This window comes from Glaciimonas sp. CA11.2, assembly GCF_034314045.1.
In the GTDB taxonomy this organism is placed as follows: Bacteria; Pseudomonadota; Gammaproteobacteria; order Burkholderiales; family Burkholderiaceae_D; genus Glaciimonas.
This window is the reverse complement of sequence record NZ_JAVIWL010000001.1, coordinates 1,143,887-1,164,769: the sequence shown is the minus strand read 5'-3', so window position 1 is coordinate 1,164,769 and position 20,883 is coordinate 1,143,887. Positions and strand designations below refer to the sequence as shown.

Genomic DNA, 20,883 nt, shown 5'->3' with positions numbered 1-20,883 from the left:
GCATTTTACTGAGTATAAAAACTACTATTCAGATAATGCATGCGAATATGTTTCACAATGACCGACATAATCGCCGAAGTTGGTAGCGCCAGCAAGATGCCGACGAATCCAAATAGTTGTCCGAATGCCATTAAAGCAAAAATTACCACCAGCGGGTGCAAGCCAATCCGCTCACCGACCAAACGCGGCGTCAGGAAGAAACTTTCAAGCATTTGACCTAATCCATAAACAATTGCCACTGCCGCTAAACCGTGAAAACCGCTGAACTGTAACATCGCTGCGATCAGCGCCAGCGCTAAACCGAGACCAAAGCCCACGTATGGAATAAACACCAGCAAACCGGTGATGATGCCGACCGGCAGCGCTACGTCAAAACCTGCAATTGCCAGGCCGGTTGAGTAATAAATCGCCAGAACCAACATCACCAACAATTGACCGCGGAAATATTGCGCCAGCAATCCATCTACTTCAAGGGCCATGCTATTGGTCTTGGCTTGCCAGCGACGCGGGACCATGTGACCTAATGTGGCAATAAATCGATGCCAGTCTTGCAATAGATAAAATAACATGATTGGGACTAACAGTATCGTTGCGATCCAACCTAATACCGCGGTTCCACCGACTTTGACCGAAGCCAGAACCGCAGCCCAGATTTCGTCACCGCTGGTTGCCATTTGTTTGGTCAGCATCTCTTTGATACCACTACTATTTAGTCGAAAATGAATACCAAAGTCTTCCAGGTGCGGGCCAATAAAACCATCTAATTTGGTCAAAAAGTTTGGAATTTGGTTTTGTAACAACGGAAATTCAGTCCGCAACACCGGTATCACAATGAGGATAACTGCCAGAATCGCAAGCGATAGTATCAGCATGACAAGCAATACCGCCAACGCCCGTGGAAAAGGGTATTTTCCAATCCGCCGCCTAGCTAGCCAGTCAACACCCGGGTTCAGCGCGTATGCGAGGATGGCAGAAGCCACAAATGGCGTCATGATCGGCCCCAAAGCAACAAAAAGCGCAATGAGCAATATCGCCACAACTAGCCATAACATTGTTTGTTTTTGTTCGTCAGTAAAAGAAAATGGCATGTAATTGGGGGATAGTTGAATCGGTTTGATAAAATAGCGCTTTTATCGCGGTAACGGAACAAAGTAAACTCACTAATAGAGTGTTTACTTATTGTTGTTTTGCTACGCGCGGACGTATTCCTCTATTTTACCGCCTCTGCTGCCAATCACATCATGACTTCAACAACCAATGTTTCTCTTTCTTATCGCGACGCCGGCGTTGACATGGACGCCGGCGACGCTTTAGTCGAGGCTATCAAGCCCTTTGCCAAGCGCACAATGCGTGAAGGCGTCATGGGTGGCATCGGCGGTTTTGGTGCTCTCTTTGAAATCAGCAAGAAATTTAAGGAGCCAGTGCTGGTCTCTGGAACCGATGGCGTCGGCACCAAGCTGAAATTAGCATTTATGCTGAACCGCCACGACACCGTTGGTATCGACCTGGTCGCCATGAGCGTCAACGATATTTTGGTGCAAGGTGCCGAACCGTTGTTTTTCCTGGATTATTTCGCTTGCGGAAAACTTGATGTTGCCATCGCCACCGACGTCATCAAGGGTATCGCTCAAGGTTGCGAGCAAGCTGGTTGCGCGCTGATCGGTGGCGAAACCGCCGAAATGCCAAGTATGTACCCGGAAGGCGAATACGATCTTGCCGGTTTCGCGGTGGGCGCGGTAGAGAAGTCGAAATTGATCGACGGTACCAAAATCACGCCGGGCGATGTCATTCTTGGTCTGGCATCGTCTGGCGCGCACTCCAACGGCTATTCATTGGTACGCAAAATTATTTCGGTTGCACAGCCTGATCTGGACGCGGACTTCCACGGTCGTCCACTAGCGGATGTTTTGATGGCGCCGACCCGGATTTACGTCAAGCCATTGCTGGCCTTGATGGATGCGATGGAAGTCAAAGGCATGGTCCACATTACTGGTGGCGGCCTGGTAGAAAACATTCCGCGTGTATTGCAAGACAATCTAACCGCTGAACTGCATCGCGATGGCTGGACGATGCCACCACTCTTTACATGGCTGCAACAGCACGGCGGCGTGGCTGATGACGAGATGCATCGGGTCTTCAACTGCGGTATCGGGATGGCGGTAATTGTGGCTAAGGAAAACGCTGACGCTGCGTTTGCACAATTGCAAGCTGCCGGTGAGACGGTTTTCAAAATCGGTACAATCCGCACACGTGCTGAAGGCGAAGCACAGACGATCGTTTTGTAAAACGTTTACAGTAATTTGTATTAAAAAAGGCTACGAAGAAATTTTCGTGGCCTTTTTTACGTGGAAACCAATGATGTAAAAGTAAATACAATCCTTGCATCTATACAGTCGCGCGGTGAAGCGCCTGCCGGATGATCATTCCAGACGACGAAGTTTTCCGGGATGATTAAAAATCTTTAAGCGCCTGGCGAAAATCCCATGATTTAGTGCTGCCATTTATTAATGCTGCGTAGATTTCTAATGCCTAAGATTTTTTCTTTTAAAAAAAAGAAAAGCCTTACTCAACTTTCAGATTCGTCTGGATTTAAAAATTATGTCGTACTGATATTATCTTCACGTGGCTAGGAGTCAGACAAACACCCGAATTGTCGGTGAGTTGAATCTGTGACCTCAAATAGTTTCGCTGCATCGACATTGCTTGCATTGCGGGGATTTAGCACGCGTTGCAATGGCCATTGAGTTTCTTATTGGGGTGATGATAAGACCCTTGAGCGCATCCGCCTAAGGCGAGCTGTTTTCACAAGTCACTGCTGCTGGCACCTGGACCCTCAAAAGGGGCGACGGTGATATTAGCATGGGGTCGGCCGCGCATGATCTGTGTCGTTTTCGCTTTGTTGCAAGGCGATGCAGTCGTCTCTTTCTTCCAAATAAGTTTTCCCTGTTCGATTCAATCTATGCCATAGAATTTGTGGCGTTTTATATGTTAAATATCATGAAAAAAATATCTCTATTTTGTTTGAGTAGCGTTGCCGCTCTTTGTTCTTTTAGTCCTCTTTTGTCTGCGCAGACACTTGGCGATATCGATGTGCCCTATGTTGTACCGGAGGAGTGTTTGCCGGTTAAGGGAAAAGAGCCGATTTGGGCAACTGATGCAATAAAAGAGCAGCGTTATTATCAGGACTGGCTAAAAGCGACCACTACGATTTGTGTTGATCTAACGGCAGCACCGGGCCACAACGCGGTGAATAATCCCAGCGGCGAAGATTTACCCATGGTGTGGCGTAACGATAAGCGTTGGCAGCTTCGTGCCATAAAAAGTCACGTCAACCCTGATGATATTTTTCAAAAAGGAGATATTCCTGGTAAAACAGTGGACGGAAATCTTACTCTGGAACCGTTCTATCATGGTATTTCCGGCAAGGAGTCGGCCTTAAAAAGCACAACATATAGCTCTTCCGTTACTTCTTTTTACGGTGATATGTTGTACATGATTGATGCTCCTGGCGGGATCAACGTAAATAACACCCTTCCTAAATATTCCGGAGATCACTTTACGAATGAAATTGCTTTTCCTGGCGGCTTTAAACGTCAGTTCATTCGCGGGGTTTTTTCGGTTCCAGAAAGAGTATCTAACGGAAGTAAGCACAGTAATAATTTCACAAAATATCAAGCAAATCCTTATTATGCAAAATTTGATCCAACCCCTTTGGGGAAAGTAGATGTCGCTACTACTGCAGAAGGCCCTTTCGGGCATGAACTCACTTTGCAGGTCAATAGACCCGCAACCCGATCAGATGGCTATCCAATCTATCGTATTGCGGGTACAGACACGGTGACGATATCTGCTCTGGATTCTCATGGCAAATTTCGTAACGTGTCGTGGATGGTCAATGGTACGAATGCACATGTGAATTTAAATAATTACGGACACTGTTTGAATCTCCCAGCATCAATGCAAGTCGATGGCAATATAGTCGTCACGGCTGTCGATAATTCTCAAGAGGCCGCAACAGGAGAGGCAGCCTGTGTTGAGGTGGAGCGCCATCTTGTTGATGATGGAAAATTCCTGGAGCATCCAATAAATAAAGAAGATCCCGGTGTGGTCGTGGTTGGCAATTTTGGCAGTTGGGAAGCATTGAAGGCAGTGACGTTGTATACCGATAAGATCATTGGCAAAAGTCTTCCTGGAAATACCAGAGCGGTTATGTTGAACAGTACTCGAGCAAATGGTGGCGAAGCAGGTGTGATTGAAGGTAGCTTAAAAGCTTTGGATGAGTCCCGTAGGGGAAATTTGAAGATTTCTTTCTACGCAGGAAACAATGTAATGCCAAAATGTGGGAAGGGTCTTGCTCTAGGTGCAGATCAGACTTTTATGTTGGAAGCGCTTGACCGTGCAGGTACGGTCATCGCCAGTAAAGCATTTAATATTGGTAGCGCCAACAAAAATTCCTCTCATTATTTGACGCCGAACTGGAGGCCTTTAGAAATGATATTTGAACCAAGCAATGAGGATATGAAACTGCGATTTACATCAACCAGTGAGGGAGCTTTTGCTTGTGGTTCCATGATTACTGACGTTCATGGATTTGTTCGCGGGCATTTTTGATCAAGCAGATTAAGACGAGTTAAAGACGTCGATTACCCTCTAAAACTGGTACGTTTGAAGTAATCGGCTGAATGGCTAAGCCTTTCGACGTACTCGTCTTTTATTATGTCGCGTATAGATTCGCGATTAATAATGTTCTGATGGACTGCTTGTTATTCGGGTTGCGTCGAGCTGGCGAACAGAAAAGCTGAATGGATACTGCGATCCAGAATGGTATCGACGTCGTGTCTGCGTTGGGCGACGTCGGACCGTCTCCATTATGAAAGCATATTTTGTGAAGTGCCAACCAGTCAGGGGAATTTTTTTAAAGGTTCGATCCGATGTTCGACGAATGGTGACTACAAAGAATTTATTGAGATAGTAAAAAATACGACTGAATTTGATACACGTCACCGAAAGAAAAATCCTAATTCAGGCGACGTGAAGTAAATCAAATAAATCTACTTTTGCCCCGTTTCGTCATTCTGGGCCAGCGTTTGTAGTGCCGCTGGCGTGCCAACCCAATTGATTTCTTTTGGCATCGTTACCAAGGGTTGACGTTGATCGGTTTTCAACGCTGCTGAATCGACGGCAGTTGCTACCGTGTGCCAGACCGGGTCTTCGATTTCGTCGAAAACTTCTCTCAAGCGACTAGACCAACCGCTCGAAATGGATTTGAAATATTCATTTTTCGAATCGATAGTGACGAAGCGGGTCAAGGCCAATTGTCCACTTTCATATACCAGCAGATCTAGCGGCAAGCCAACCGATAGATTGGAGCGCAACGTTGAATCCATTGAAATCAGCGCACACTTCGCAGCCTGATCTAGGGTGATTTCCGATCCAGCCAACACGCGGTCGATGATCGGTTTGCCGTATTTGGATTCACCAATCTGGAAGTAGGGATTTTCGTCATGCGCTTCGATGAAATTGCCTGCCGAATAAATCTGAAACAAACGGCAGCGCTCACCTTTGATCTGGCCACCAAAAATGATGCCGACGTTGAAGTCGATGCCAAATTTTTGCAAGGCGCTCGCATCGCGCTCGTACACCAACCGAATAGCGGCGCCTACTATTTGCGCTGCCTCGTACATTGAGGTGGCGTTCCAGATACTTTTGCCATCGGCATTAGTGTGTTCTGAAATGATTTGTTTAATCGATTGCGAAATGGATAAGTTGCCAGCAGTCATCATGACTAGCATGCGTTCGCCAGGATTCTCAAAGACACTCATTTTACGAAAAGTGCTGACGTGATCAACGCCAGCATTGGTGCGCGAATCGGACAAGAAAACGAGTCCGGCCTTCAGGCGCATAGCAACACAATAAGTCATGATGTAGAGCTCAAAATACAAAAAATGGATTTTACAGCATAGCCATTTAATCCTGGTTATCTAACTAGTAACACGCACATCAAGATGCAACAAGTCGATTTTCCACTATATTTCATGTTGGAACTATTATATTTTGAATGTGTATTTAAGCTCCGTCAGGGATTGCTTTTCATGCGTTGAAACGAAGTGTCATGCATCAGCATATCTTCTAGTGCGCACTATCATGGACTTAAACTTAGCGCTTTAGCGCTGACATGGACACTGACACTCAAGGTTTCTTCTCCGCCACCACGACGAACGCCCCGAACTGGTGCGGCTGAGTCGTAATCGCGGCCGATCGCCAGCCGACAATAGGCATCGCTGGCAAAGCACGCGTGGGTGACATCAATGCTTACCCAGCCTGTAAAATCTGACTGGGCCACCCACACATCTACCCACGCGTGGCTTTCAGCGTGATCGCTATTCCCCGGATCGATATAGCCGGACACGTAACAGGCCGGGATGCCAACAGCGTGGCAGCAGGCAAGAAATAAATGTGCATGATCCTGGCAAACACCTTGGCCCAGTCGTAATGCATCATCTGCGCTGCTGGTGACTAGCGTGGAGCCACTTTGATAGGTGACCGCATTGCAAATGGCTTGCGCCAGCGTGACTAAATCCTCGCTGTTTGGATTACGTGATAAGTGACGATGGGCAAACTCGATGATCGTTGGCGTCGCTTGGGTCAGCGATGTTGCTACGGTGAACACGAGTGGAGAAACTGCACCGGTTTGTGGCAATCGCCCCAAGTACAAGGGGGTGACCGCGATGCTGCCTTCGGCAACGATCCTGACTTCGTTATGCCGACCCGTGATGGTCAACATATGACTCAGATTGCCGAACGCATCCGTGAAGGGATTGCGCACACCGGAACTGGTGATATGCCAGTTAAGTGTGCGCTGATGCTCTTCGGGACGTGGCGTCAATCGCAACTGTTGAATCGTGTAGGTTAATTCTTCGGTATAGTGATAAATCGTCTCGTGCCTGATGGTCAGCAGCATGATAGTTAGCGGAAGTGGAGCAGAGGCCGGTCAGGCCGCTAGTGGAACCAGAAAGTCACGGCTGATACGATTGCCCAATTCAAAGATGCGCTCGAAAAATACCGTCAAATAATCGTGCAGACCGGCCTCAAGAATTTCATCAATGCTACCGAACTGAAGTTCAGCATGCAACTTGCCAGCGAAGCGCTCCGTATCAGCTGATACATTATTGCTGACGTGTTTCAGATTATTGAGGACCTCTTCCATACATGCCGCAAGTGAGCGTGGCATGTCCGCGCGCAAAATCAGCAAGTCAGCGACGCGTGCCGGCGTGATGACGTCACGATACACCTTACGATAAATTTCAAACGCTGAAACCGAACGCAAGATTGCTGCCCAATAGTAGAAGTCAATTTGCGGCTCGGTCTTCGCTTCGAGTGCCTGTTCGTGCTTTTGTTCCTGATCTTGCGATTGGGACTGAGATTGAGATTGTTTTTGCTGCTTCTCATTGGCGCTATGAAACTTGACGTCAATGATCCGTGCAGTATTATCTGCACGCTCCAAAAAAGTCCCGAGGCGGATAAAGTGAAATGCTTCATCCTTCAGCATGGTGCCGATTGTCACGCCACGTGAGAGGTGCGAGCGATGTTTGACCCATTCGAAAAATTCTGCAGGGTTTTGATCTAGCGCATCAGTTTTCAGATAGCCCTGCATTTTTAGCCAGGTGGCATTTTGGATTTCCCAGGCTTCCGTGGTTAATGCTCCCCGCACTGCGCGTGCATTTTCCCGCGCCTGAGTAAGGCAGGCGGAAATAGAGGATGAGTTAGCCGGGTCGCGGACCATGAAATCGATGACGTTTTGCGGTGTCAATGTTTTATGTCGCTTATCATAAGCCTCCTGTAGCTCGGAGATGCCGAGGAGGGCACGCCAGCCTTGCTCAACGTCTTCATCCGCCTGCGGCAACATGCCTGTTTGCAAATGTACATCCAGCATGCGTGCAATATTTTCAGCGCGCTCGGTGTAACGGGCCATCCAGAATAAGTGATCTGCGGTGCGGCTCAACATGTTATTTCTCCAGTATCCAGGTGTCTTTGGTGCCGCCGCCTTGGGACGAATTGACGACGAGCGAGCCTTCTTTGAGCGCCACGCGCGTCAGTCCACCACGTACCATCGAAACGTTTTTTCCCGAAAGAACAAATGGTCGCAGGTCGATGTGGCGCGGGGCAATCCCGGCCTCAACATAAGTAGGGCAGGCTGAGAGCGCCAATGTTGGCTGGGCTATGTAGCCTTCTGGATTGGCGATCACGCGAGCACGGAAATCTTCGATTTCTTGCTTCGTCGATGCCGGACCGACCAGCATGCCATAACCACCAGCGCCGTGGACTTCCTTGACGACCAGATCTTTAAGATTCGCCAAGGTGTATGCCAGATCGTCTTTTTTGCGACACTGAAAAGTCGGGACATTATTGAGAATCGGTTTTTCCGCCATGTAAAACTTGATCATGTCGGGAACGTATGGATAAATCGATTTGTCATCAGCCACGCCGGTACCGATAGCGTTCGCCAACGTGACGCCGCCCGCACGATAGACCGATAGCAAACCGGGCACACCAAGTGTAGAGTCCGGACGGAACGCCAGCGGATCCAGATAGTCATCATCGATTCGGCGATAAATGACGTCGACGCGTTTTGGTCCACGCGTGGTGCGCATATATACTGCGTTATCGTCGACAAACAAGTCTTTTCCTTCGACTAGCTCAACGCCCATTTGCTGCGCTAAAAATGCATGCTCAAAGTACGCTGAGTTATACATCCCCGGCGTCATGATCACGACCGTTGGATCGGTAACACCAACTGGTGCCACGGAGCGCAAATTATCGAGCAACATGTCAGGATAATGATCAACCGGTGCGATTTTATGACGTGTGAATAATTCTGGAAACAGGCGCATCATCATCTTGCGGTCTTCTAGCATATAAGACACGCCGGACGGGACACGCAGATTGTCTTCTAATACATAAAATTCGCCTTGACCAGCGCGTACGATATCGACGCCTGCAATGTGCGCATAAATATCCGAGGCCACTGAAATACCCTGCATTTCAGGGCGGTACTGCGCATTGCGGAAAATTTGTTCCGCAGGGATCACGCCGGCCTTGATGATGTTTTGATCATGATAAATATCATGGATGAACATATTCAGCGCCTTAACACGCTGAATCAGCCCTGCTTCCAGCACCGACCATTCGGCGGCATGAATGATGCGTGGAATAATATCGAAAGGGATCAGTCGTTCGGTACCGGCGTCGTTGCCATACACTGCAAAGGTGATGCCGACACGACGGAAAATGACATCTGCTTCAACGCGTTTTCTAGCAATCGTTTCGGCCGATTGCTGTCCAAGCCAGTTTGAAAACTCACCATAATGGGGACGAGCAACGTCGGAACCATCGGTGTACATTTCATCGAAAAAATTTGCCATAACTTTACTTCGCAGTTGTTTTGTACGTAAACATCAAAAGATTTCCCCTGATGACCAAGGTCAGCGCTGATGGCATTTAGTCTCGTATTAATTTTATCAAAATAGCATTATTCGTACTGAGTGGCAACTGCCCTGCATGGTTAGCCAAGGCAGTTTTAAGCCGTTATTCGCTATTGATAGTTGAGCTTTCAGTTAACTCGGAAAACCAAGGTGTTGGTTTCGGTACTGCGCACGGAGCGGGCGCATCGATTGAGGTGAAATTAGCGGGGCCAACAACTTCCAGATATTCCATGTCGGGAGAGTAGTCGAATAAAAAATGCACTATACCGGGGCGCTGGTGCACGCAATCACCCGCGTTGACCAGCGTTAATTGGTCCTCATACATGAAGCGTGCCCAACCTTTGAGCATGTAGACCATATGAAACTTTGCTTCATGTCGATGCCAGCCAGTGCCTTCTTCTGGTGCCATGTTCGCCTTCACCAACTGAGCGATGACCTGGCCACCTGTGGCCGCACTAATACCTAAATCGCGATATAGGAAAAAATCCCGGAGACCACCAGGTTCAAATGCAGTATCGCCCTCGCGTATATGAGAAAACGCGGTTTTTGGAACGGTTTGGTCATTGGTGTTTTGCGCATCCATTGCACTGTCCTTTCATGCAAAATACGAATTAAACACGACCATGACGACAATCAATGTCATGGTGACCATTGATAAATCGGTCGCATGGACTGTTGTAGAGTGACTTTAACAGCTACATACAACACATACTCGTAATAAAATTTCAGTAGTAACTTTACTCCTGAATCGCCTTCAAGCGGCGCTCGAAATGACGATTGAGATGATAGAAATTACTCTTTTTGTCTAGCAATTCCCGTGCCAGATAGCTGATGTTTATGGTAACAATTTGCTTAAGGGGAAATCATTCCCTCCCAGCAAGATCGCTTGGCTGCTCGCAGCGCTTCAAGGCGCACGAATATAATCGACCAACGCCATCGTGCGTGCATCCGGTGGTGGTGTCAGTAAGCTGACGACTATCATCGTCAGCAATCCAGCTGGGACGCCAAAAACGCCAGCTGAGATGGGAGCAATGTGAAACCACTGCCCCGTGACGGACCCGCCCAATGCAGGAAGGGTGTGCAACATGTAAAACACGCACATGCCGAATCCGGCAATGATCCCGGCAATGGCACCGTGTTGATTGGCTCTTTTCCAAAATACACCAAGCATGAGCGCGGGGAAAAGTGCCGAACCGGCGAGTGAGAATGCCGCTCCAACCATAGACAAAATATCGCCGGGTTTTAACGACGCGGTATAAGCCGCCAGCAACGCCACGACGAGTAGCAGCAATTTGGAAATCGTAACGCGCTTTTGTGTGGAGGCCACCGGATCAATCATTTTGTAATAAACGTCGTGTGATAGCGCGTTAGAGATCGTTAAAAGCAGGCCATCGGCAGTGGATAGCGCTGCTGCTAAACCGCCCGCAGCAACCAATCCTGAAATGAAATAGGGCAATCCGGCAATTTCTGGTGTCGCCAATACGATCATGTCACCGTCCAGCGATATTTCCGATAACTGTACGATACCATCATGATTCAGGTCGATGATGCTGACCAGCGGATTAGTTTTGTCGATATTGGCCCAATACGACACCCAGTTTGGTAGATGCGCGTACTCGGTCCCGACCAATGAAGTATAGATGTCGTACTTGACCAATACCGCTAAAGCAGGGACCGTCAGGTAGATCAATAAAATAAAAAACAGCGTCCAGAAAACCGATTTACGCGTTTCTTGTACCGATGGCGTGGTGTAGTAGCGCATCAACACATGCGGCAATGCGGCTGTCCCTAGCATCAGGCAAAACACTACTGCCAAAAAGTTGTTACGTTTAATATCCGATGCTTCTTTATCCTTGCCCGGAAATGGGGTTGCTTGTGGCGTGGGTGGCTCGGCGTGCGCCAGATTGAGGGCTTTGGCATCTCTCCATCTCTGCTGGGCTTCTTCCGGTGATTTTGGATATTCGCTCAACTTACGATTGGCAACGCGAATGTCGATCAGCGAAGTGTCACTGCTATGTTTTAAGGCTTTAAGTTCGCGCTGTGCTTCGATCCGACCTTGCGTCCAGGATTGAGGCAAATTGTTCAAGCGCTTGTCGAATGCTTCGGCACGTGCTTTGTAAATACTCCGCACCTCTAATTCTTTGGGATCATCGCTCAACGTTTTTTCAATATTGCTTAATTGCGTCATGACCGAGCCATATGCAAATTGCGGAATTGGATTATGTGTATGTTTGGCTGATAGCCAGATGACGGGAATCAAGTAGGCAAAAAGAATGATGATGTACTGCGCCACTTGCGTCCACGTAATCGCGCGCATTCCACCTAAAAATGAACAAACCAAAATGCTGGCAAGACCGAGAAAAATGCCAACGGAAAAATCGACGCCAGTGAAGCGCGACGTGATAAGTCCGACACCATAAATTTGTGCCACCACGTATGTAAATGAGATGAGTACAGTGGCGATTACCGCCAAAATGCGAACTGGATTGCCGCCATACCGACCACCAATGCGGCCGCTGTAGCGTGCGGCCAAAAAGTCCGGAATAGTGTACTGACCGAATTTGCGTAAATAAGGCGCAATGAGGAGCGCAACCAGACAGTAGCCGCCGGTCCAGCCAATGATATAGGCGAGACCATCAAAGCCCTGCAAATATAAGCCCCCGGCCAAGCTGATGAAAGTTGCTGCCGAAATCCAGTCGGCAGCCGTTGCCATGCCGTTAAAAATTCCCGGTACACGTCTTCCCGCAACGTAATATTCCGACACGTCGGATGTCCGGCTAACGACGCCAATGCCCGCATACAGGGCGATGGTAGCGAACATGAACATATAACCAATCCAGGAGCGTGGAAATCCTTCTTTTTCGAGGATGGCGAGAATGATCAGAAAGCCAATGAAGCCTGCGGTGTACCAAGCGTAATAGCGCGTCAAACGCGATAAGAATGACTTACTTTTCATTATTGAGTTCAGCCAGTTGAGACGACTTCATTGCGCGCAGCTTTGGATCGGGCAAAGTCATATCGGCATCACGGTCAAATCGTCCCATTTGCCAGGTATATATACCGACGAGTAGGAGGTAAATCACGACCAATCCTTGTGCGGCCATATAAAAAGATAAGGGCCATCCGAACACGGTAACGCTTGATAATTCTCGCGCAAAGAAAATCACAAGAAACGTGACCGAAAACCAAATCAGTAACAGGCTGAAAGTCAGTTTTTTGGTCCTGCGCCAGTGTCTGGCATTGCGAGCAGCGATATTCTGAGGGACGGATTGGGCCATGGTTTTAGTCAACAATCAAAGAATCAAAAACATTGAACGCGCTACAATCTGGCGAGTACTTTAAGGGACTTTTTATGCAGCTCCTTTACCTTTGAACCTCAAGATTGCGGAGGCAGTAAGCTGCATTTATTTAACATTTTCTGTGCTTATTTTCTACTGACTTGCGACTTTCCTCTGCTTATTTTTTCCTGTATTACAGACTTCTTACACTGGCTTTTTAATCATATTTTTTACTCACGCAACCGCTAAACTGCAATACGCTTTTAGCGATATTCATCACGAAAATTAGCTGGGGAAGTTTGCTTGAATGTGACGCGAAATAAACACCCTGGCAGCTTTTGATCGTCGCAACGAGGATTGTAAAAAATACTGACGTCAGCGTCATGTTGTTGGGCTATTTCCCGCACGATAGCGAGCCCTAAACCGCTTCCGCTCCGATTGCTGTCAAGTATGCGATAGAAACGCTCGAACACACGTTCACGCTCCGCTGGCGGGATACCTGGGCCGGTATCTTCTACTTCCAGAATTGCCTCTTGCTTATTTTCTCCGGCACGAATGCGCACCGTCACGTGGCCTTCTGGCGGCGTGTAATGCAACGCGTTATCAATCAAATTGCTCATCAACTCTCGCAGCATCATTGGATTGCCGATGACAAGGAGAGGTTGTGGCGCTTCTTCGAAGCCCAGATCGATACGCTGTGTAAACGATGCTTGTACCCAGTCGCCCACGACGTTGCGTGCCAACTCTGACAATTCAATAGGAATGAGAGCGGTATTTTCCTGGGTTTGATTTTCTGCACGCGCTAACGAGAGCAGTTGATTTACAAGGCGCGTGGCAGAATCTGAACTCTTCGCCAATTGCTCAAGGGACCGACGAATATCGTGACCGTCCGTTTGGCGCAGCGCCAGTTCGGATTGCATGCGCATGCCCGCCAACGGCGTTTTCATTTGATGCGCGGCGTCAGCGATAAAACGTTTTTGGGTTTGTATCGTCTGTGAAAGACGTGAGAGCATGTCGTTGAGCGAGCGTACTAAAGGCGATATTTCCTCGGGAACCTGACCGGAATCAATGGGGCTTAAGTCATCAGGTCGTCGAGCTCTTATCCGTTGCTGCAATTCGGATAGCGGTGATAAACCGCGCGACAAGGCAAACCAGACGAGTGCGAGTGCGATCGGCAGAATCAAAAACTGCGGCAAGATCACTCCCTTGATGATTTCATTGGCTAACTGTGCACGTTTTTCCAGCGTTTCCCCTACTTGCACCAACGCCATCGGCGGCGCCGGATCATTGATGTTGGCGCTAGCTGCATCGTTACGCAAATCGACATACGTGTACGCCACCCGCACGTCGGTGCCATGCATCGATCCATTATGAAATTGTACGGTGCCTGCATGCGGTGGATCCTCATCCGGGGCAATCGCTGGCATTTCCCGGTCGCCGTCGACATATTCACCCTTGGGGCCGGTGATCAAAAAATAGATATTGTCGATATCATCGGCACGCAAAAAATCGCGCGCTGCACCCGATAAGCGGGTAACGACCTTACCGTTGGCTTGACTAACCTGTTGTGATAAGACTGTGACGCTATCATCCAATGCGCGGTCAAATGGCTGGTTGGCAATGGACTTAGCCACTAAATACGTGATGGCGATACTCATCGGCCATAGTAATAGCAATGGCACCAACATCCAGTCAAGAATCTCGCCGAATAGTGAGCGTTGAATGCGTTCTTTCGATTCACTTTCTAACGCCACGCTCGGGTCGAATCCGAGATCGAGACCGATCTCGGATTCGACTATATGATCCCGATCCGAGAGGGGTATGCTGGAAGCCTGCGCGGCCATGATTTGGTCGTCACGCATCTGAGGAAATTATTTTGTACTGGAGAAGGTAGCTGGCGGCGTTTGCGGGGCAGGCACCTCAGCAATTTTTTCGAGGCAATAACCCAATCCGCGCACAGTCGCAATCCGCACACCGCCGACTTCGATTTTTTTGCGTAACCGGTGTACGTAGACTTCAATGGCATTATTGCTGACTTCTTCACCCCACTCACACAAGTGATCGACCAACTGTTCCTTCGATACCAGACGACCGGTCCGTTGCAGCAACACTTCCAGTAATCCGATTTCTCGCGCGGATAAATCCAGCATCTGATCGCTGATATAGGCGATCCGGCCAACCTGATCGTAAGATAACGGACCATGTTTGATCACGGTCGGGCCACCGCCAGCACCTCTGCGCGTAAGCGCGCGCACGCGCGCTTCGAGTTCCGAGAGCGCAAATGGCTTGGCCATGTAATCATCGGCGCCCAGATCAAGCCCTTTGACGCGCTGTTCGATGGAGTCTGCTGCGGTTAATATCAGCACCGGCAAACGTGAGTTACGTGCGCGCAGGCGGCGTAGTACTTCCAGACCAGCCATTTTCGGCAGTCCTAAATCAAGGATCAACAGATCGAAATCTTGTGTCGATAATGCCGAGTCAGCTTCCATACCGTTCAGCACGCAGTCGGTCGCGTAACCGGATTGGCGTAATGAACGGGTGAGTCCGTCGGCTAAAACACTATCATCTTCAGCGAGTAAAATACGCATGGCTAAGTTTGCCTTTTGGATGTTCTATGATCGGGATATGGCGCTGGTTATGATTGTTTTCAGCAGCTATCGTCGTCGGCTTACATTCTGGGCTTTATTCGTCGGCTACATTCAGCGTCGGTCAGTGTTTTCGGTTGCGCGTTGCTAATAATACTTGTTACTTTATTGTTACTTTTGTCTCAAGCATAGTCTAGGGCGTTTCCGCCATAGCGGCAAGCGTTGTAACTATTTAAGACCATCGGTTACTGAGTGTATCTTTAGCGTGCACTTTATTCACAAATTAATCTGAGATTTGGGGTAAGTGGCTAATGGTGCGGCCGATTGAGGCGACGACCCGGCACTTTTGGTATAATAAAGAAGTTGTTCCTTTGAAATTTATTATTGCGATTATTCATGATCCGAGTGTTGATACTTTTCTTGACGTTTTTGCTGCCTATGCAAGTATTTGCAAGCGGTGTAGACGCGCATATTAAGTTCGCACTGGCGCAAGACAATCATGCATTGGTACAACATGAGCAGCTACAGCAACAATCGCAATTTCTTGATATCGCCGATGTGATGGCGTATCAAAAAAGCATGAGTGAAGATTGTTGCTCGTTCGGTGATGATGAAGATTCAGCTGAACTCAATTTGCATGCCGACCTGAGCGACGAACCAGTGCCAGCACTTGGCTTCAACTTCAGACCAAATTCATCTCCGTTAGCCGCGGCGCACGGCAATGACGGCATGCGTGAACCGCCTTTCTTACCCCTCATTTCTCCTCCACCTCGAGCATAAACACTGTTGGCTAACTGCGTTTTCGGTTAGTCAGCAATATGCGTTGGCCGAATTGTTATCGGCTTAATGCGTATATTTCACGCTCTATTTCTGTAAATCTTCATTTTTAGTTGTTCTGCGATCCTGCTTGTCGCTACACGTTCGCGCAGCCGCTAATGTACGCCACCTGGTTTCATCATCCGGTCGCATCAATTAGTGTTTAGTGCAATGGTGAGTTAAAGGTCGCAAGGGGCGCTACGTTGTTATTTGCATTGTCAATTAATTGCAAGATTTTCACCTGATGGCAGACTAGCTTACGTGGGTAACAACCGCTAAGCGAGGAAAGTCAGGAAGTTTTTAGCGAGTATGGCCCTTCAAGTGGCCCTATTTCACACTGATTTAAATCTCGGGAGTTAGCATGAAAAAAATGTTTATTGCGCTGATGGTCGTTGCGATGACGTTGTCAGTCGGCGTTTCATCGGTAGAAGCAAAACGTATGGGCGGCGGTGGTTCGTTTGGGAAAAAATCCCAAAGCATGAATCGTCAACAGGCCACGCCAGCACAAAATCAGGCAGCTGCTAAAGCCGCTCCACCTGCTGCGGCCGCAGCAGCAGTTGGTGGCGCAGCCAAGTCCAGCGCATGGAAAGGAATGCTGGGCGGCGCGTTGTTGGGCTTAGGTCTTGGTGCGTTGTTGTCGAGCATGGGTCTTGGCGGGGCGATGGCCAGTATGATCAGCACTATTTTAATGGTGGGCTTGTTAGCGGTGGCGGGTATGTTCATCTACCGCATGGTGCGTCGGAAAATGGATAGCAACAATGGCATGAAGCCAGCATTCTCCGGATCTGGCCCGATGAATAACGTTCGCAGCGCAAGCTTTACGCCGGAAATTGCGTCACGTATGTCAAATGTGGAACCAGCGCAAAAGACCACATTTGACTCAAACACATTTGATGCGCCAACCAGTACCGGTGCAACGACTGGCACTGCTTTTGGCGCTGCAAGCGCATCTTCAGCGGCGGGCAGCAATGCGATTGATGTACCGGCAGATTTCGATACAGCGGGTTTTGTGCGCCATTCAAAAACCAACTTTATCCGTTTGCAAGCGGCGTGGGATAAGGGTGATACCGATGATATCCGTGATTTCACTACACCTGAAATGTTTGCCGAATTGAAAATGCAATTACAGGAACGTGGTCAATCGGCCAACAAGACGGACGTGATCACGATTGATGCTGAATTCCTCGGCTTGGAAACCATTGGTAACGACTACATGGCTGGCGTCAAATTCTCGGGCATGATCAAGGACGATCCAACAGCACTGGCAGAGCCGTTCAATGAAATCTGGAATCTAACCAAGCCTATCAACGGCAATGGTGGATGGACTTTGGCTGGTATAGAGCAAGTGGCCTAAGTTATAAAACCTTTGATGGCGCTCACTTGACGGTGAACGCAGGTCTTGCTGAGCTGAAAATAAAAAACCGTCTGCGAGAAATTGCACGCGGTTTTTTATTATTTTTACCTGCTTGTATGATGGGAAAAGAGGTAATGCGTCAATGCGTGCCTCAAGCTTAAATGCTCTGGAAGAAACTCACCAATTCAGGCACGTCTGAATACGCTACGTTGAAGCGAAACCAAGGTTGCGCTGGTGCAGCTAGATGAAAAAAGTCTCCCGGCGCAAGCCAAATTCCTTTTTGTCGGGCAAGGTCGGCAATATCACGGGCCGATAAATCAGTATGTTCAAATTTTGCCCAAGAAAACATACCCCCGCGTGGTGTGGCAAATGGCGTCAATCCAGCTTCGATCAGTCGCGCATTGACGCGCGCTTGCGCATTTAACAAAGCGGCAGAAAGGTTCTCAACGTGACGACGGTGATGACCTTCAGTCAATGCGCTGTGTACCAACCGCTCGGTAATTTCCGAGTTAGTGAGTGTAAGTACCATTTTGGTATGGACCAATTGTCGCGCTAATTCACGCTGGCAGGCGATGTATCCCAGTCGAAGCGAAGGTGCGACTGTTTTGGAAAAGCTACCAACGTAGATCACCCGCTGCAAGCCATCAAGCGCGGCCAGCATCGGATCGTTTGGTTGGCCTAACTCCCGAAAAATATCGTCCTCGACCACCCAAAATCCGTTTCGCTCTGCCGCCTGCAAAACCCTCATGGCACAAGCGGGCGTATAGGAAGTGCCCGTTGGATTGTGCAACACACTGGTCGTGAAGTACAACACGGGTTTATGTGTCCTGGCTAATATCTCCAGTTGCTCGGTATTAACCCCGCTTGGTGTGCGCGGGATGCCGATCACGTTCACATCCGCCATCCTCAACATCGCGATTAAATTACAATAACTAGGATCGTCGACCAACACGGTATCACCGCGCTTGACCATAGTTCTGATAATCAGATCAAGCGCTTGCGTCGCGCCATGTGTCGTAAGGATGTGGTCAATCGGCACCTCAAGCGACCATTGTGCCAAAAATTGACTAATAGTCAGCCGTAGTGGCGCATAGCCGTAAGGATGACCGTAGCCAACTTGCTGCGCGCCAGGCGCTCGGATGATGCGCCGTTCGGCCTGATGCAGACCATCGTCGTCCAGCCATTTTCCCGGCAACCATCCGCATCCCGCTTTGATCGGAACACGCTCATCTGCAAACATTTCGGATAACAACCAGGCAGAATCGATCACCGGCTCAGGCGGATTAAAGGTGGGTATTGGTTGTGTCTGCGTGGATTGATAAGCGATGAAAAAGCCAGCGCCACGGCGCGCCGCCACCAAGCCGCGCGCTACAAGCCGTTCATAGGCTTCCACGACCGTTGACGTTCCAATGCCCTGATCAATACCGAATTGGCGTACGGATGGTAACTGTTCGCCTGAACGGAGCATGCCTTGGGCAATTAATTGCGCAAGATTCGTGGCAATCTGATCGACCAAACCGATGGGGGAAGCGCGGTCCAGCGATAACTGGATGGATTTGGCGCGTGCTTGTTTCATGACAATTCCTGGCGATTTTAGATAAAATTTCGACAACTAGTTCGACAATAATTGCGCAGTCCAAAGAGCGAGGCAGAAAAGGTATTAAAAAAGCAACCTAAAAACACTTTGTCCGAGCAATACAGTTTTTCAACTAAAGCAAAAGTGTATCTAACAATACTGGGCGTGTCCCGTAATAATCAGTTATTAATATGAATGATTAACAATCCTACCTGAGGTGCGCGCAATGACAACTAACACCAGCCATGCTGATATGTCTGCTTTCTGGATGCCTTTCACTGCAAATCGCGACTTTAAAGAAGCGCCACGCCTGTTGGAATCGGCATCCGGTGTGTACTATAAAGATGTGAAAGGGCGCAAGATTTTGGACGGCACTGCCGGTTTGTGGTGTGTCCCGCTGGGACACGCGCAGCCAAAAATTGTCAAAGCGGTACAGGACATGGTTGCCAAACTGGACTTTGCGCCTACATTTCAGATGGGGCATCCGTCCGCTTTTGAGTTGGCCGACCGTTTGAAGCAATACACTAATAACCGCTACAGCAAAGTGTTCTTCACCAATTCCGGCTCCGAATCGGTTGATACTGCGTTGAAAATGGCAATTGCCTATCACCGTGCGCGTGGTGACGGTACGCGCACTCGCTTGATCGGCCGCGAGCGTGGCTATCACGGCGTTGGCTTCGGTGGTATCTCGGTCGGCGGCATTTCAGGTAATCGCAAATCCTTCGGGTCGCTGTTAGTGGGTGTCGACCATATGCCGCACACTCATAATCTTGAACAAAATGCTTACACCAAAGGAGAGCCGGAATGGGGCGGTCATCTGGCGGACGATCTTGAACGCATTGTGGCTTTGCATGACGCCTCAAATATCGTCGCCGTTATTGTTGAGCCGGTGGCTGGATCAACCGGCATTTTGGTCCCGCCAAAAGGTTATCTGAAACGCTTGCGTGAAATATGTACCAAGCACGGCATCCTGCTTATATTTGATGAGGTGATCACTGGTTTTGGTCGTCTCACGACGCCATTTGCGTTTGATTACTTTGGCGTTGAACCGGATCTGGTGACGACAGCAAAAGGTTTGACCAATGGCGTGGTACCGATGGGCGCAGTATTTGTAAAGCAACATATTTACGATGCGTTCATGGACGGCCCGACTGGAATCGAACTGTTCCATGGTTACACCTATTCTGGTCATCCGCTGGCCTGTGCCGCCGGACTGGCGTCTTTGGATATCTTTGAAAACGATGGCATTCTGGATCACGCAAAGAGCATCGCCAGATATTGGGAAGATGCAGTGCATTCGTTGAAAGGCCTTCCGCACGTTGTTGACATCCGAACCATTGGTTTGATCGCAGGGATCGAACTCACCTCGATTGTGGGCAAGCCCGGCGCGCGCGCTTTTGATGCTTTCAAACAGGCGTTTGATGATGGCATTCTAATTCGCACCACAGGCGACATCATCGCGTTATCGCCACCGTTAGTATTCGAAAAAACGCATATCGATGAACTGATCGGCAAACTATCCGGTATTTTAAAAACCTTGGATTGAGCCAAAAATAAGAACTGGGTTTGCACCAAGTTATGCCGACGTTTTTAATGCCACGCTCGGCAAACCAGTTGCACAAGTCGTTCTCGGTATCGCGTAGGAAGTCGTTGCAGCGATTGCTGCAGTCAGCACTACGTTTTTTCATGTCGCCGATAGCAGTCATGCAACCTCGGCCGAATACCGCTAGTTGGGGTGTCAAGTTTGCATTTCAGAAAATGAAGTAATCTGGAATGCGAAAAAATAATTACG

At 48.8% G+C, this 20,883-nt stretch carries 17 protein-coding genes; 6 read left to right on the top strand and 11 right to left on the bottom strand.

Going from position 1 to position 20,883, the window contains the following annotated elements; all coding sequences use genetic code 11:
• Positions 1 to 5: 5 nt before the first annotated feature.
• Complete coding sequence (locus tag RGU75_RS04960) at positions 6 to 1,088, bottom strand: AI-2E family transporter (RefSeq protein WP_322233549.1); 1,083 nt, start codon at positions 1,086 to 1,088, stop codon at positions 6 to 8.
• Between the two features lie 153 nt (positions 1,089 to 1,241).
• On the opposite strand from RGU75_RS04960, the gene purM reads away from it, so the two are divergent.
• Entirely contained in the window at positions 1,242 to 2,285 is a 1,044-nt protein-coding gene (gene purM / locus RGU75_RS04955) for a phosphoribosylformylglycinamidine cyclo-ligase (RefSeq protein ID WP_322233547.1), read from the top strand.
• Positions 2,286 to 2,985: 700 nt separating this feature from the next.
• Positions 2,986 to 4,611, top strand: a complete 1,626-nt coding sequence (locus RGU75_RS04950) for a hypothetical protein (RefSeq protein WP_322233545.1) — start codon at positions 2,986 to 2,988, stop codon at positions 4,609 to 4,611.
• A gap of 440 nt (positions 4,612 to 5,051) precedes the next feature.
• On the opposite strand, the gene RGU75_RS04945 is transcribed toward RGU75_RS04950, so the two are convergent.
• The 9 genes from RGU75_RS04945 to RGU75_RS04905 all read right to left on the bottom strand — a co-directional run bounded on the left by RGU75_RS04945 (position 5,052) and on the right by RGU75_RS04905 (position 15,348).
• Positions 5,052 to 5,921 carry a peptidase gene (locus RGU75_RS04945; protein ID WP_322233543.1) on the bottom strand — a complete coding sequence of 290 codons (870 nt, stop codon included), beginning with the start codon at positions 5,919 to 5,921 and terminating at the stop codon, positions 5,052 to 5,054.
• A gap of 221 nt (positions 5,922 to 6,142) precedes the next feature.
• Positions 6,143 to 6,961: a transglutaminase family protein gene (locus RGU75_RS04940; RefSeq protein WP_322233540.1), complete on the bottom strand. Its 819-nt coding sequence runs from the start codon at positions 6,959 to 6,961 to the stop codon at positions 6,143 to 6,145.
• Positions 6,962 to 6,991: 30 nt separating this feature from the next.
• On the bottom strand, positions 6,992 to 8,005 hold the full coding sequence (locus RGU75_RS04935) for an alpha-E domain-containing protein (protein ID WP_322233537.1): 1,014 nt from the start codon (positions 8,003 to 8,005) through the stop codon (positions 6,992 to 6,994).
• Between the two features lies 1 nt (position 8,006).
• The gene (locus RGU75_RS04930) at positions 8,007 to 9,422 is read right to left on the bottom strand and encodes a circularly permuted type 2 ATP-grasp protein (RefSeq protein WP_322233535.1); all 1,416 of its coding nucleotides are present in this window, start codon (positions 9,420 to 9,422) and stop codon (positions 8,007 to 8,009) included.
• Between the two features lie 163 nt (positions 9,423 to 9,585).
• The gene (locus RGU75_RS04925; protein ID WP_322233533.1) at positions 9,586 to 10,065 is read right to left on the bottom strand and encodes a cupin domain-containing protein; all 480 of its coding nucleotides are present in this window, start codon (positions 10,063 to 10,065) and stop codon (positions 9,586 to 9,588) included.
• A gap of 321 nt (positions 10,066 to 10,386) precedes the next feature.
• Positions 10,387 to 12,438: a sodium:solute symporter family protein gene (locus RGU75_RS04920; RefSeq protein WP_416186784.1), complete on the bottom strand. Its 2,052-nt coding sequence runs from the start codon at positions 12,436 to 12,438 to the stop codon at positions 10,387 to 10,389.
• Positions 12,428 to 12,760, bottom strand: a complete 333-nt coding sequence (locus RGU75_RS04915) for a DUF4212 domain-containing protein (protein ID WP_322233531.1) — start codon at positions 12,758 to 12,760, stop codon at positions 12,428 to 12,430. Before RGU75_RS04915 ends, RGU75_RS04920 begins: the two co-directional genes overlap by 11 nt.
• 263 nt (positions 12,761 to 13,023) lie before the next feature.
• Complete coding sequence (locus tag RGU75_RS04910) at positions 13,024 to 14,622, bottom strand: sensor histidine kinase (RefSeq protein ID WP_322233529.1); 1,599 nt, start codon at positions 14,620 to 14,622, stop codon at positions 13,024 to 13,026.
• Positions 14,623 to 14,631: 9 nt separating this feature from the next.
• The gene (locus RGU75_RS04905) at positions 14,632 to 15,348 is read right to left on the bottom strand and encodes a response regulator transcription factor (protein ID WP_322233527.1); all 717 of its coding nucleotides are present in this window, start codon (positions 15,346 to 15,348) and stop codon (positions 14,632 to 14,634) included.
• A 435-nt stretch (positions 15,349 to 15,783) separates the two neighbouring features.
• Here RGU75_RS04905 and RGU75_RS04900 point away from each other — a divergent pair, with 435 nt between their 5' ends.
• The 3 genes from RGU75_RS04900 to RGU75_RS04890 all read left to right on the top strand — a co-directional run bounded on the left by RGU75_RS04900 (position 15,784) and on the right by RGU75_RS04890 (position 17,676).
• The gene (locus tag RGU75_RS04900) at positions 15,784 to 16,125 is read left to right on the top strand and encodes a hypothetical protein (protein ID WP_322233525.1); all 342 of its coding nucleotides are present in this window, start codon (positions 15,784 to 15,786) and stop codon (positions 16,123 to 16,125) included.
• A 397-nt stretch (positions 16,126 to 16,522) separates the two neighbouring features.
• Complete coding sequence (locus RGU75_RS04895; protein ID WP_322233523.1) at positions 16,523 to 17,515, top strand: Tim44-like domain-containing protein; 993 nt, start codon at positions 16,523 to 16,525, stop codon at positions 17,513 to 17,515.
• The gene (locus RGU75_RS04890; RefSeq protein ID WP_322240765.1) at positions 17,482 to 17,676 is read left to right on the top strand and encodes a hypothetical protein; all 195 of its coding nucleotides are present in this window, start codon (positions 17,482 to 17,484) and stop codon (positions 17,674 to 17,676) included. Before RGU75_RS04895 ends, RGU75_RS04890 begins: the two co-directional genes overlap by 34 nt.
• On the opposite strand, the gene RGU75_RS04885 is transcribed toward RGU75_RS04890, so the two are convergent.
• The gene (locus tag RGU75_RS04885) at positions 17,673 to 19,091 is read right to left on the bottom strand and encodes a PLP-dependent aminotransferase family protein (RefSeq protein WP_322233521.1); all 1,419 of its coding nucleotides are present in this window, start codon (positions 19,089 to 19,091) and stop codon (positions 17,673 to 17,675) included. The two genes, RGU75_RS04890 and RGU75_RS04885, sit on opposite strands and share 4 nt — an antisense overlap.
• Before the next feature lie 226 nt (positions 19,092 to 19,317).
• On the opposite strand from RGU75_RS04885, the gene RGU75_RS04880 reads away from it, so the two are divergent.
• Positions 19,318 to 20,637: an aspartate aminotransferase family protein gene (locus RGU75_RS04880; RefSeq protein WP_322233519.1), complete on the top strand. Its 1,320-nt coding sequence runs from the start codon at positions 19,318 to 19,320 to the stop codon at positions 20,635 to 20,637.
• The last annotated feature ends 246 nt before the right edge of the window (positions 20,638 to 20,883 follow it).

What these genes read in the sequence shown, in the direction of transcription:
- RGU75_RS04960 (WP_322233549.1), bottom strand. Translation starts at nt 1,088, where the DNA reads ATGCCATTTTCTTTTACTGACGAACAAAAACAAACAATGTTATGGCTA.
- purM (WP_322233547.1), top strand. Translation starts at nt 1,242, where the DNA reads ATGACTTCAACAACCAATGTTTCTCTTTCTTATCGCGACGCCGGCGTT.
- RGU75_RS04950 (WP_322233545.1), top strand. Translation starts at nt 2,986, where the DNA reads ATGTTAAATATCATGAAAAAAATATCTCTATTTTGTTTGAGTAGCGTT.
- RGU75_RS04945 (WP_322233543.1), bottom strand. Translation starts at nt 5,921, where the DNA reads ATGACTTATTGTGTTGCTATGCGCCTGAAGGCCGGACTCGTTTTCTTG.
- RGU75_RS04940 (WP_322233540.1), bottom strand. Translation starts at nt 6,961, where the DNA reads ATGCTGCTGACCATCAGGCACGAGACGATTTATCACTATACCGAAGAA.
- RGU75_RS04935 (WP_322233537.1), bottom strand. Translation starts at nt 8,005, where the DNA reads ATGTTGAGCCGCACCGCAGATCACTTATTCTGGATGGCCCGTTACACC.
- RGU75_RS04930 (WP_322233535.1), bottom strand. Translation starts at nt 9,422, where the DNA reads ATGGCAAATTTTTTCGATGAAATGTACACCGATGGTTCCGACGTTGCT.
- RGU75_RS04925 (WP_322233533.1), bottom strand. Translation starts at nt 10,065, where the DNA reads ATGGATGCGCAAAACACCAATGACCAAACCGTTCCAAAAACCGCGTTT.
- RGU75_RS04920 (WP_416186784.1), bottom strand. Translation starts at nt 12,438, where the DNA reads ATGAAAAGTAAGTCATTCTTATCGCGTTTGACGCGCTATTACGCTTGG.
- RGU75_RS04915 (WP_322233531.1), bottom strand. Translation starts at nt 12,760, where the DNA reads ATGGCCCAATCCGTCCCTCAGAATATCGCTGCTCGCAATGCCAGACAC.
- RGU75_RS04910 (WP_322233529.1), bottom strand. Translation starts at nt 14,622, where the DNA reads ATGCGTGACGACCAAATCATGGCCGCGCAGGCTTCCAGCATACCCCTC.
- RGU75_RS04905 (WP_322233527.1), bottom strand. Translation starts at nt 15,348, where the DNA reads ATGCGTATTTTACTCGCTGAAGATGATAGTGTTTTAGCCGACGGACTC.
- RGU75_RS04900 (WP_322233525.1), top strand. Translation starts at nt 15,784, where the DNA reads ATGCAAGTATTTGCAAGCGGTGTAGACGCGCATATTAAGTTCGCACTG.
- RGU75_RS04895 (WP_322233523.1), top strand. Translation starts at nt 16,523, where the DNA reads ATGAAAAAAATGTTTATTGCGCTGATGGTCGTTGCGATGACGTTGTCA.
- RGU75_RS04890 (WP_322240765.1), top strand. Translation starts at nt 17,482, where the DNA reads ATGGACTTTGGCTGGTATAGAGCAAGTGGCCTAAGTTATAAAACCTTT.
- RGU75_RS04885 (WP_322233521.1), bottom strand. Translation starts at nt 19,091, where the DNA reads ATGAAACAAGCACGCGCCAAATCCATCCAGTTATCGCTGGACCGCGCT.
- RGU75_RS04880 (WP_322233519.1), top strand. Translation starts at nt 19,318, where the DNA reads ATGACAACTAACACCAGCCATGCTGATATGTCTGCTTTCTGGATGCCT.